At 68.0% G+C, this 11,437-nt stretch carries 13 protein-coding genes; 4 read left to right on the forward strand and 9 right to left on the reverse strand.

The genetic code is table 11. From position 1 onward, the window contains the following. Positions 1 to 62: 62 nt before the first annotated feature. The 4 genes from E5843_RS10350 to grxD form a co-directional block, all read right to left on the reverse strand. Positions 63 to 3,263, reverse strand: coding sequence for a TonB-dependent receptor (locus E5843_RS10350; RefSeq protein ID WP_141065977.1), 3,201 nt, complete (start codon positions 3,261 to 3,263; stop codon positions 63 to 65). 265 nt (positions 3,264 to 3,528) lie between these two features. Further along, the gene (locus E5843_RS10355; RefSeq protein WP_134673877.1) at positions 3,529 to 4,134 is read right to left on the reverse strand and encodes a YhgN family NAAT transporter; all 606 of its coding nucleotides are present in this window, start codon (positions 4,132 to 4,134) and stop codon (positions 3,529 to 3,531) included. Continuing rightward, entirely contained in the window at positions 4,131 to 4,877 is a 747-nt protein-coding gene (locus E5843_RS10360) for an SDR family NAD(P)-dependent oxidoreductase (protein WP_244240768.1), read from the reverse strand. Before E5843_RS10360 ends, E5843_RS10355 begins: the two co-directional genes overlap by 4 nt. Then, entirely contained in the window at positions 4,874 to 5,200 is a 327-nt protein-coding gene (gene grxD, locus E5843_RS10365) for a Grx4 family monothiol glutaredoxin (RefSeq protein ID WP_134673878.1), read from the reverse strand. Before grxD ends, E5843_RS10360 begins: the two co-directional genes overlap by 4 nt. A 116-nt stretch (positions 5,201 to 5,316) precedes the next feature. On the opposite strand from grxD, the gene E5843_RS10370 reads away from it, so the two are divergent. After that, positions 5,317 to 5,913: a superoxide dismutase gene (locus tag E5843_RS10370; RefSeq protein ID WP_136412592.1), complete on the forward strand. Its 597-nt coding sequence runs from the start codon at positions 5,317 to 5,319 to the stop codon at positions 5,911 to 5,913. Between the two features lie 84 nt (positions 5,914 to 5,997). On the opposite strand, the gene E5843_RS10375 is transcribed toward E5843_RS10370, so the two are convergent. Continuing rightward, positions 5,998 to 7,140, reverse strand: coding sequence for a 5-(carboxyamino)imidazole ribonucleotide synthase (locus E5843_RS10375; protein WP_136412593.1), 1,143 nt, complete (start codon positions 7,138 to 7,140; stop codon positions 5,998 to 6,000). After that, complete coding sequence (gene purE / locus E5843_RS10380) at positions 7,137 to 7,661, reverse strand: 5-(carboxyamino)imidazole ribonucleotide mutase (RefSeq protein WP_136412594.1); 525 nt, start codon at positions 7,659 to 7,661, stop codon at positions 7,137 to 7,139. Before purE ends, E5843_RS10375 begins: the two co-directional genes overlap by 4 nt. A gap of 196 nt (positions 7,662 to 7,857) precedes the next feature. Between purE and E5843_RS10385 the strand changes: the two genes are divergently transcribed. Continuing rightward, entirely contained in the window at positions 7,858 to 8,136 is a 279-nt protein-coding gene (locus E5843_RS10385; protein WP_136412595.1) for a Trm112 family protein, read from the forward strand. Continuing rightward, positions 8,133 to 9,002 carry a carboxylating nicotinate-nucleotide diphosphorylase gene (gene nadC, locus E5843_RS10390; RefSeq protein WP_136412596.1) on the forward strand — a complete coding sequence of 290 codons (870 nt, stop codon included), beginning with the start codon at positions 8,133 to 8,135 and terminating at the stop codon, positions 9,000 to 9,002. The genes E5843_RS10385 and nadC overlap by 4 nt, the downstream gene beginning before the upstream one ends. 30 nt (positions 9,003 to 9,032) lie before the next feature. Here nadC and E5843_RS10395 read toward each other — a convergent pair whose 3' ends face one another. Then, a complete protein-coding gene (locus E5843_RS10395; RefSeq protein WP_136412597.1) occupies positions 9,033 to 9,821 on the reverse strand; it encodes an FHA domain-containing protein in 789 nt (262 codons plus the stop codon). A 51-nt stretch (positions 9,822 to 9,872) separates the two neighbouring features. On the opposite strand from E5843_RS10395, the gene E5843_RS10400 reads away from it, so the two are divergent. Next, positions 9,873 to 10,202, forward strand: a complete 330-nt coding sequence (locus E5843_RS10400; RefSeq protein ID WP_134673885.1) for a DUF3301 domain-containing protein — start codon at positions 9,873 to 9,875, stop codon at positions 10,200 to 10,202. 43 nt (positions 10,203 to 10,245) lie between these two features. On the opposite strand, the gene E5843_RS10405 is transcribed toward E5843_RS10400, so the two are convergent. Next, the gene (locus E5843_RS10405; protein ID WP_136412598.1) at positions 10,246 to 10,695 is read right to left on the reverse strand and encodes a ClpXP protease specificity-enhancing factor; all 450 of its coding nucleotides are present in this window, start codon (positions 10,693 to 10,695) and stop codon (positions 10,246 to 10,248) included. A 100-nt stretch (positions 10,696 to 10,795) separates the two neighbouring features. Beyond that, entirely contained in the window at positions 10,796 to 11,431 is a 636-nt protein-coding gene (locus E5843_RS10410; protein WP_134673887.1) for a glutathione S-transferase N-terminal domain-containing protein, read from the reverse strand. Between the last annotated feature and the right edge of the window lie 6 nt (positions 11,432 to 11,437).

Here is an 11,437-nt window from a genome sequence, read left to right on the forward strand (position 1 = left end):
TGCGGCCAAACGGAAACGGCCGGGCAAGCCCGGCCGATCCGTATTGCAGCTATTGCGATGGATCAGAAGCGGTAGCGCAGGCCCAGCATGACCGACCAGCGCGACACGGCGGTATTGACACCGTCGTTGTTCACTTCCTGCAGGGACTCGTTGTCCGTCGAACCGGTGAAGTTGTAGACGTACTTGCCGGTGGCCGGATCGATACCCGCGTAGTTGGCCACGCGACGGGTGGCGAAGAAGCCGTAGTCGTTGATGTGGCCCCAGTCCTTGTTGAGCAGGTTGCCGAAATTCATGATGTCGAGCGACACCTCGGCTTTATGGCCGTCCATGAAGCCCGGGAATTCCTGGCTGATGCGGACGTCGAAGCTGTTGACCCAGCTGGCGCGGAACGCGTTTGCCGGGGCAACGCCGCCCTGGTAGCTCTTGAGCTCCGGGTTCTGGTTCAACCAGTCGAAGAACGACTGTTCCATGGCCGCACCGCCGGTGAACAGCACGTCGCCGTAGCCGTTGGGCACGTAGAACAGGTCGTTGGTCGTGGCGCTGTCGCCGTTGACGTCGTTGTAGAAGATGTAGCTGAACGGACGACCCGAGCGACCTTCATAGAACATCGAGACCGAGGTCTTGTTGTCGCCGAAGAACGCCTTCTGCCAGGTCAGCACGCCGGTGAAGCGGTCCTTGATCGCATAACGCGAGTTATAGGCCTCCGGCTGGTTGGTCTGGAAGACCAGGGTGTTGTTCCAGTTCGACGAGTTCTGCGAGCTGGTCGCCGGGCTGAAGTCGGTGGCGTGCGTGTAGGTATAGCCCACCGTCCACGACCAGTTTTCAACCATCGGCTTGTTCAGGCTCAGCGTGAACTGCTGGGCGCTGCCCTCTGAGTTGTTGCGCACTACGATCGCCTGGTTGACGTCGCTCGGCTTGTTGGCACGGTTGCTCACTGCGCCGCCGTGCTCGATGCCGAAGCGGCCGGCATTTGCCGGGTTTCGACCGGCTGCGTTCCAGTAGATCTGACGGCCGTCCTGGCCGATGGCGGTCGGTGCACCGACGTCCACGCGGTCGAACCACAGCGCATCATTGTTCTTGGTGAACAGCGCCTCTGCCGACGCCACGATGCCGTACCACGGCAGTTCGTGATCGAAAGCGAGGTTGGCCTTCCACACCGACGGCAGCTTAAGGCCCGGCTCCATGATGTCGGCAACCAGCAGGGCGCTGCCGCCCGGCGGGGTTGCCGGCGGAAGCGTCGGGTCGAACGCGGGAATCGCCGCGCCGCGCAGGTTGTACTCGACGAAGTTCAGGCCGGTGTTCTGGAACGCACCCGCCAGCCACACGTTCGGGCTCGCACCCTGGAACAGGCCCACGCCACCACGCAGCTGGGTGGGGCGGTCGCTGTCGAAGGTGTAGTTGAAGCCGAAGCGCGGCTGCAGGAGGCCATCATCGACGGTGTTGGAGTTGTCGAGACCGTACAGCTCCTGGATGCGCGGGTTGTAGATCGGACGGCCGCCGAACGACGGCTTGTCGTAGCGCAGGCCGAACATCAGGCTCAGGTTGTAGTTGACGAACCAGGTGTCCTGGAGGAAGAACGCGGTGTTCTTGATCTCGTAGTCCGCGGGGATGTCGGCCAGGCTGCCACCCGGACGCGGCGCACGCAGCTCGTACTGGTTCGGGCGACCCGCCTCGAAGTCGGCGAGGTTGTTGAAGGTCCACACGCCATTGAGGTTGCGGCCGTAGAAGTTCAGGACCTCGTTCTTCTCGTAATCGAAGCCGAACTTCACGGTGTGGTCGCCGATGTACCAGTTGGCCGCGCCGAAGGCGGTCAGCTGGTCGGTTTCGATGACGTTGACGTGGCGGTTCTGCTCGGTACCGAAGCGCAGGTTCGAGTTGTTGCCGAAGCCGTTGATGCGGAAGTACGGCAGGTTCGCATACGGGCTGGCAATCGAGTCGTACTGGCGGCGCGACACCTTGAGCTCGGTGGAGAAATTCTCCGACCAGTCGCTGAAGAGCTCACCGACCTGGCTCTCGAACGACTTCACCTGGTCGTACCAGTGGCTGCTCAGCGAGATGTTGCTGTTCTGGATGGCGGGGAACTTCGGCACCACCTCTTCCATCTTGCTGTAACGGAAGGTGGCGCGATGGTTGTCGTTGATATTCCAGTCGAACTTGACCGCGTATTCCTCGACGTCGGTCTTGTTGGCCGGACCAGTCAGGCCACCGGCGTCGAAGCCGTAGCGCTGGGCTGCAGCCTGCACGCGTGCGATGTCGGCATCGGTGATGTCGCCACGACCATAAGGCGTGCCGGCGTAGCTGGTGCCCGGCGCGCTGCGAGTGAACTTCTCGTAGTTGGCGAAGAAGAACAGACGGTCGCGGATCAGCGGACCACCGAGAGTCGCGCCCCAGGTCTCTTCCTTCTCGAAACCGGTGAAACCACCACCGCCGTTCTCGTCGAGGTCGTCGGCCACCCAGTCGGCATCGCGCATCGTGTAATACACGCTGCCGCCGAAGTCGTTGGTGCCCGACTTCGTCACGGCATTGACGACCGCGCCGGTACCACCAGCCACGGTTACGTCATAGTTCGCGAGGTCTACGCTGATTTCCTCGATGGCATCCATCGAGACGGGCTGGCGCGCAGTCGGCAGGTTGTTCGACTCCAGGCCGAACGGGTCGTTGGAGCTGATGCCGTCGATGCGGATCACGTTGTAGCGCGAGTTCTGGCCGCCGGCGGAGATCGAACCGTCGACCTTGTCGGTTTGCGCGATGCGCGGGTCGAGGCGGATGTAGTCCTGGATGTTGCGGTTGGCCGACGGCAGAGCCTCGATCATCTCGCGGGTCACGTTGCTGCCGGTGCCCATCTTGGTGGCGCTGAAGATCTCCGAGCCACCGGCGACGCCCACGGCGACAACGCGCTCAAGCGTGGTCATGTCACCACTGAGCTGTGCGTTGACCTGGTTGACCTGGTTGAGGTTGAGGTAGACGTTGTCTTCGGTCTTGGTGCCCTCGCCCGCCTTGTTGATCGTGATCGTGTACGGACCACCGACGCGCAGGCCGCGTGCGTTGTAACGACCGCTGGCATCGGTCGTGGCGCGGCTGACGGTGCCCGACTCGGTGTGGACGATGGTCACTTCCGCGCCGATGACCGGCTGCCCGTTCGGGCCCAGCACCTGGCCGCCTACACCGGCGGACGTGCTCTGTGCGAAAGCGGGCGCTGCGGCGAGGGCAACGAACAGACCGAGCGACAACCGGGACAGGCGGACGCGGTGCTTGGAACTCATGGTGTGGGCCTCGAGGGTACGTTGGGAAACGGAGCGGAGGTTGTGGCTGCGTACAGCCGACAGGGGAGTCCGGACGGGACCGAGACGGATGGAACAGATCCCCTGCAGTGCCCTGGGCTGGGAGCCCGTAGCGGTTAACAACAGATTAACATGCTAGTTGCGGAATGTGACAGTGCCGTGACCCGAAGGCGAGCTGCAAGTCGTTGACCCCGCACGCTTTTGCACTGGTGTCCCGTACCAGCCCATAGTGTTCGTCATGGTCCGTTCACCCGGCGGGACCAGCCACGCTGGTGAAATAACCGGCAATGCCGTCGAGCAGCATCTGAACCGAGATCGCGACCAGCAGCATGCCCATCAGGCGCTCGAGCGCGGTGAGCGCGCGGATGCCGAGCAGCTTGTAGAGCCAGGTCGACGAAAACAGGATGGCCGCCGTGGCGCCCCAGGCGATCAGCAGCGCCAGGCTCCACTCACCGAGCCGGTCCGGCTCGGTGCTGCCCATCAGCATGACCGCGGCCATGCCGGACGGGCCAGCCACCAGCGGGATCGCCATCGGCACGATGAAAGGCTCGCCGTCGGGGATCTCGCCCATCAGCCCCTGCGGGCTGGGGAAGATCATGCGGATGCCGATCAGGAACAGGATGATGCCGCCGGCAATGGAGACCGATTCCTGGCGCAGCCGCATCAGCTCCAGCGCGTACTTGCCACCCCACAGGAACAGCATCAGCACCGCGAGCGCGATCAGCATCTCGCGCGCCAGCACGATCCGCTGCCGCTGCGGCGGCAGGCGACGCAGCATGCTGAGGAAGACCGGGATGTTGCCCAGCGGGTCGAGGATCAGGAACAGCAGCAGTGCCGCCGACGCCACCGTCATCGCGACGGGCTCCATACCGTGCCGCGGTGTACGGCGCCCGCCGCCGACAGCAGCTCGACGCAGGACGGCGCGCAATCGGCCGGATCGCGCGCCAGGTGCTCGCCGTCGACATAGGCGCGCGCGCGCAACGGCGTGCGCATCGGGCCGGGGCGCAGACCACTGATGCGCACCGGACCGTTGGCGAGCTCGCGATGCAGCATCTCCACCATCGCCTCCTGGCCGCGCTGGGCGATGCCGTAGCCACCCCAGAACGCCTGGTTGCTGCTCTCCACGTCGTCCATCACGAACACCACGGCGCTGTCTTCGGCACGCCGCAACAGCGGCACGCAGGCCTGGGTGAGCCACCAGCGCGCGGTGAGGTTGACGTGCACCGCGCGCGCGAATGCGGCCGGATCGGCATGGTCGAGCGGCGTGAGCCCGCGGAATTCCGCGGCACAGTGCAGGACCCCATCGAGACGCCCGTAGGCGTCATCGACGCGCGCGGCGAGCTGGGCATAGTCATCGGCGCCGGCACCTTCCATGTCGAGCGGATAGAGCGAGGCGTCGCCGCCAGCCGCGACGATCGCATCGTGGACGCGGTTGAGCCGTGGCACCTTGCGGCCCAGCAGCACCACGCGCGCACCGGCATCGGCACACGCGCGCGCCGCGGCGGCGCCGAGCCCACCGGATGCGCCGGTGACCAGGACCACGCGATCGCGCAGCGGCAGGACCTGCGGCAGGGGCAACGGCGCGGGCGTGCTCACGCGCTGCGGACCTCGGCCACCATGCGCGCGAGCTCCCCCGATTCGTGCAGCTCGACGGTGATGTCGCAGCCACCGATGAGTTCGCCATGGATGAACAGCTGCGGGAACGTCGGCCAGTTCGAGAAGCGCGGCAGGTTGGCCCGGACGTCCGGGTCTTCCAGCACATTGACCACGTGCAGCTGCGCGTCATCGAGTCCGGCCGCACGCAGGGTCTCGACGGCGCGGCTCGAAAAGCCGCACATCGGATATTCGGGGGTGCCCTTCATGAAGAGCACGATGGGATGCGCCTCGACTGCGGACTGGATGCGCTGCATCACCGACATGACGGCTCCTGCGTCGCCTGGCACCGCGACGCGATCGCGGCGGCCACTGGCGGGGCGTGGATTAGAATCGCCCATTGTAAGCGCTGACGCCCACCGAGCACCCACGGCCGCCCCGGATGCCCATCGAACTCCCCGCCCTGCCCTACCCTCACACCGCGCTCGAGCCGCACCTGTCCGGGGAGACCGTCGAACAGCACCACGCCCATCACCAGCGCGCCGACATCGAGCGCGTCAATGCCCTGCTGGCCGGCAGTCCACTGGAAGACGCGACCATGGAGGACATCGTGCGCCGCGCCCAGGGCCGGTTGTTCGAGCATGCCGCGCAGGCCTGGAATACGGACTTCTACTGGCGCTGCATGGCACCGCCCACGGCTGGCGGCGGCGAACCACGCGGGCCGTTGGCATCGGCGATCGACGCTTCCTTCGGCAGCCTCGACGTACTCCGGCAGCAGTTCGATGCCGCGGCGCTGCGGGGGTTCGGTGCCGGCTGGGCGTGGCTGGTGCAGCGACGCGACGGGCGGCTGGGAATCGCCGCGACGCCCAATGCAGTCACGCCGCTGACCGGCCCCGACCGCCCGTTGCTCGCCTGCTGCCTGTGGCAACACGCGTACTACCTGGATTACCGCGACCAGCGCGAGCGCTACCTCGCCGCGTGGTGGCAACTGGTGAACTGGAATTTCGTCGCCTCGCGGATGGCGGTAGCCGGGTCCTAGGGCGGCCCAGGGCTCCGCGGCCGCTGGAGGAGTCCGCAGGTAGCGGGCTGACACACCCGCCGCCGCCCTGCGGACGTGCGCCACCTATCCGCGCAGCGTTTCGACCACCGGCTGCACCTGCGCCTCGCGCCCGAGCGCGGCACCGACACGGGCAAGCACCTCGGCCAGATCGGTGGCGCGATCGGTGCGCACCGTGGCATGGCCGACCTTGCGGCCATCGCGCGCCTGCTTGCCGTAGTCGTGCCAGTGCCCGCCGGCCTCCGCCAGCACGGGTCCGGCGTCGGGCATCGCACCGATCCAGTTCAGCATGCAGGCATGACCGCGCGCGGCCGTCGCACCCAGCGGCAGGCCGAGCACGGCACGCAGGTGATTCTCGAACTGCGAAGTCTCGGCGCCCTCGATGGTCCAGTGGCCCGAGTTGTGCACGCGGGGGGCCATCTCGTTGGCGAGCAGCTCGCCATCGCGACAGAACAACTCGAGCGCGAACACACCGACGTAGTCGAGCCGTTCGGCCAGCGCGCGGGCATGGGCCTGCGCCTGCGCCGTGAGCGCTGCCGGGACCTCCGCCGGCGCAAGGCTGGCCGACAGCACGCCGTCGACATGCCAGTTCGCGGTCAGCGGCCACGCGCGGAACTCGCCGTCGCGGCCGCGCACGGCGACCACCGAATACTCCTGGTCGAACGGCACGAACGCTTCGGCAATCAGGCCCACGCGCCGCGCCTGCCCGCCCAGCGCCTCCCACGCGCGGTCGAGATCGTCGGCGTCGCGGATGCGGAACTGTCCCTTGCCGTCGTAACCCAGCCGGCGGGTCTTGAGGATGCACGGCAGGCCGACCTCGGCCACCGCGACATCCAGCGCGTCACGTGAGTCGACGTCGGCAAACGCCGGCACCGGGATGCCGAGCTCGCGGAACAGCGACTTCTCCACCAGCCGGTCCTGCGCCATGGCCAGCGCCTCGGGACCGGGAAACACCGGCACGCGCGCTGCCAGCCTGCGCGCGCTGTCGGCGGGCACGTTCTCGAAGTCGAAAGTCGCCACGTCGATGCGGTTGGCGAACTCGGCCAGCGCGGCTTCATCGTCGTAGCCACCGACCAGCAGCGGCGCGCATTGCCCTGCGCAGGCATCGGCCGCCGGATCGAGCACCAGGAACCGCAGGCCCAGCGGTGCACCCGCCAGGACCAGCATGCGGGCGAGTTGGCCGCCACCCAGGATACCGACGGTCGTCATGCGAACCCGGTCGGTGGCGTGTCGATGCGTGGATCGTCATTGCGCGCGACCTCTTCGGTCTGGCGTGCGCGGAAGTCCGCCAGCGCCCGGGCGATATGCGGGTGGTCACCCAGCATCGCCGCGGCGAACAGTGCTGCATTGGCGGCTCCGGCCCTGCCGATGGCGAACGTCGCCACCGGGACGCCCGCGGGCATCTGCACGATCGACAGCAGCGAGTCGAGGCCGTTCAGCGCTTTGGACTGGACCGGAACGCCCAGCACCGGCACTGCGGTCTTGGCGGCCAGCATGCCCGGCAGGTGCGCGGCGCCGCCGGCGCCGGCGATGATCGCGCGCAGGCCACGCGCCTGCGCCTGTTCGGCATAGTCGAACATCGCGTCCGGGGTACGGTGCGCGGACACGACACGCACTTCGTGCGGCACGCCGAGTGCGGCGAGGCGCTCGGCGGCGGGCTGCATGGTGTCCCAGTCGGACCTCGAGCCCATCACGATGCCGACGAGCGGGCCGGGAGAATTGGCGGACATGGTGGATTCCGGACCGAAACGCGCATTCTAGGCGGTTCGCGTTGCGATGGAGACCCGCTCGCGATTGCAGCGCGGATCCACACGCGGCGCACCCGGCGGCCTTGTCCCGTCCAGCAACGCTCTGTGCGGAGAAAGCGCCGTCGCGGCAAGGTGTTACGCTTTTCGGCCTTCGATCACGCACCGGAATCGCCGCCCCATGGACCGCAAGCTGCTCGACATCCTCGTCTGCCCTGCCAGCCGCCAGCCACTTGCGCTGCTCGACAATGCGGGCCTGGACGCGCTCAACCGCGCGATCGCCACGGGCACGGTGCAACGTGATGACGGTGCAACACAGTCCACCCCGTTGCGGGCGGCACTGGTGACGCGCGACCACAAGCGCGTCTACCGGGTCGATGATGGCATCCCGGTGCTGCTGGTCGAGGAGGCCATCGCCACCGGCCAGGTCGAGGGTTTCCCGGCCGCACCCACACGATGAGCCTCCGGCTGCAACCGCCGGCAACGGCGGACGTCGATGCCGACGTCGCCCGTGCACTCGCGGAGGACATCGGCGACGGAGACGTCACCGCAGCGTTGCTTCCCGACGTGCCCGAGGTCGCCTATGTGCTGTGCAAGGAGGACGCGGTGGTCTGCGGCCGGCCGTGGTTCGATACCTGCCACCGCGCACTTGATCCGCAGGTCCGCATCGAATGGCGGATCGCGGAGGGTGACCACGTACGCGCGGGCACCGTGGTGGCCACGCTTGCCGGCCGCAGCCGCGCGCTGGTGACCGGCGAACGCAGCGGGCTCAACTTCCTGCAGACCCTCAGCGGCACCGCGACCACCACGGCCGCCTACGTGCGGGCGGTGTCAGGCACCGGGACGCGCATCCTCGATACCCGCAAGACCCTTCCCGGGCTGCGCCAGGCGCAGAAGTACGCAGTGCGTGCCGGAGGTGGCGACAACCACCGCATGGGGCTGTACGACACGGTGATGCTCAAGGAGAACCATGTCCGCGTGGCGGGTTCGGTGACCGCGGCCATCGCCGCCGCGCGCACGCAGTCACCCGGTCTTCCGCTGGTGGTGGAGGTGGAAACGCTGGCGCAGTTGCGCGAAGCGCTCGACGCCGGCTGCGAACGCATCCTGATCGACGATTTCGACACCCGCATGCGGCGCGAAGCCGTGCGGATCGCGCGCGGGGCACCCTACGAGGGCCGGATTCCGCTGGAAGTCTCGGGTGGCGTCGACCTCGACATGGTGCGCGCCATCGCCGCGGACGGCGTGGACGTCATCTCGATCGGCGCGCTGACCAAACACCTGCGCGCCATCGACCTCTCGATGAAGCTGGGGCCGCCGCCAGGCTGACGGGCATCGCCTGGCGCGTCTGCACGCTCCTCAGGCAACCGCCACGAGTGCAATGGCGGCCATGGCGACCAGCGCGGCAGCGGCAAGCACCCAGCGCACGCGGCCCACACGCGCGACCGGCGCGACTTCTTCTGCCAGCGCTTCGCTGCGGCCCGGCGCCAGCAGGCGGAAGCGCAGGCGGTCGAGGCCGATCTCGTCCCCATGGCGTGCAAGTGCCATCTGCACGCGTCGCCCGTTGACGTAGGTACCGTTGGTGGAACCGAGGTCCTGCACGCGCATGCCGTCCAGCAGCGGCTCCAGTCGCACATGCAGCCGCGAAAGGCCGTCCTCGTCGAAGCGCAGCGTGCATTCGGGCGCGCGCCCCACAACGGTGTCGCCAACGACCGGGAAGCTGCGACCGAACGTCCGTCCGGACACGCCACGCAACACATAGCGCGGCGTCGCCGGGCGTATCGCGGTGGCGGCGGGAGCGTCGTCGTTGGCTGGCATCGCGCCGGTCACCGCGGGCGCCGCACTGCCGGCAACCTCCAGCGATACCAGGCGCGCCTGCACCTCGTCGAAGCCGACCACATCGCCGGGCCGCAGCGCGATCAGTCCCTCGACCGGCCGCCCATTGACCTCCACCGCCACGCCGTCGGGCACGCGCAGCATCACGCCGTGCAGGTTGACCTGCAGTTCGCAATGTTCCGGGCGCACCCCGGGACGATCGATGACGATGCTGTTGTCGACGCTGGAGCCGATCCTGTTACGGCCAGGCGACAGCAGCACCTGCGGGTGCTCGCCGCCGGGGAAGACGAGTTTGAGGGCCTGGCTGCTCATGGATTGCGTGCCTGTCTTGCCGGCGTGCGCGGCGGTCGCCACATTAGCGGCATGTCCGATCTAATCTTCGTGATGATTGTGGGGGCCGCTGCGTTCGCCTGGTGGAGTGCCGCGCGTGCGGCGGCCGAACGTGCCGAGAGCATCGGCCGCGAAGCCTGCCGCCTGGCCGGCGTGCAATGGCTGGACCAGACCGTACATGCCAGCGGGCTGCGGCTGCGGCGTCGCGACGACGGCCGCCTGGGTTTCGAGCGCAGCTTCCGCTTCGAGTATTCGGAGGACGGAGTGGAGCGTTCGGTCGGCCGCCTGGTGCTGCGTGGCGACGAGCTGGTCGCCTTCGTCGGGCCGGTCGGCGGCGAGCAGGTGGTGCAGGCACTGCGCTGATCACCGGCTTGCCGTGGTCGCAGGCCGGCGCGCACGGCGCCGGTTACTTCACCACCCGCAGGTGACCACGCCGTGGCGGCGGATCGTCGTCCGGCGGCCCCGCCTCGCCATCGTCGGTGGGCGGGTCGGCGTCCTCCCCCGGCTCCGGGGGGTGGCCGGCGATGTCGTCGGGCAGCACCATGCCCTGCCCGGTCTCGCGCGCGTACACCGCCAACACCGCGGCGACGGGGACCAGCACCGACTGGCTCACGCCGCCAAAGCGCGCGGTGAAGCGCACGCTCTCGTTGTCCATCTCGAGCCGGGCGACGGCGCGCTCGGCGATGTTGAGCACCACACGGCCTTCGTTGACGGTATGCGGCGGCACCCGCACGCCCTGACCCGTGGCATCGACGAGGATGTGCGGTGTCATGCCGTTGTCCACGATCCACTCGTACAGCGCCCGCAACAGGTACGGACGATGGCTGGTCATGGCCGGCAACTGCGATTCGCTCATGGGTGCAAGTGTAGCGGCGAGCAGCCCGGATGTCGGCGCGACCCGGCACCCTGCGGCCCTCGATCGACGCACGCATCCGCGCGCAGCGCGCGCGCCACCCCTAGGCGGGCAGTTCGCGCAGGTTGCGTTCCTGTGGCGTCAGGCTGCGCGCGAATCCGGGGTTGCGGAAGATGCGGTTGCCGTAGTCCTCGATCGCCTTGCCATCCTTCGGCAGCGGCACGTCGAGCGCCTGCAGGCGCCAGATGATCGGTGCGATCGCGCAATCGGCCAGGCTCATCTCCGCGCTGAGGAAGAACTTGCTGGCCTTGAACAGCGGCACCGAGGCCGTCAGCAGCTCGCGCAGGCGTTTGCGGCCGGCATCGGCCTGCTGCTTGCTGCCGAACTGGATGGCCTGGATCTGCGGAACCCAGTCGTGCTCCAGCCGCAGCATCGCCAGGCGCAGGCGCGCGCGCGACAGCGGGTCGATCGGCATCAGCGGCGGGTGCGGGTAGCGCTCGTCGATGTACTCGCACACGACGGTCGCCGCGTACAGCACGAGGTCGCGCTCGACCAGCGTGGGCACCGAGTGGTACGGGTTCAGGTCGATCAGGTCTTCGGGCGGATCCTGTGGATCCACCGCGATCAGGTCGTAGGTGACGCCCTTGGCGGCGAGCACCAACCGGACGCGGTGGCACAGCACGTCGTCGACGGCGGAAAACAGGGTCAGTGCATGACGCATACGCAGGCTCGACGCCATCATCGT

The sequence above is a fragment of the Luteimonas yindakuii genome, assembly GCF_004803715.2.
In the GTDB taxonomy this organism is placed as follows: domain Bacteria; phylum Pseudomonadota; class Gammaproteobacteria; order Xanthomonadales; family Xanthomonadaceae; genus Luteimonas; species Luteimonas yindakuii.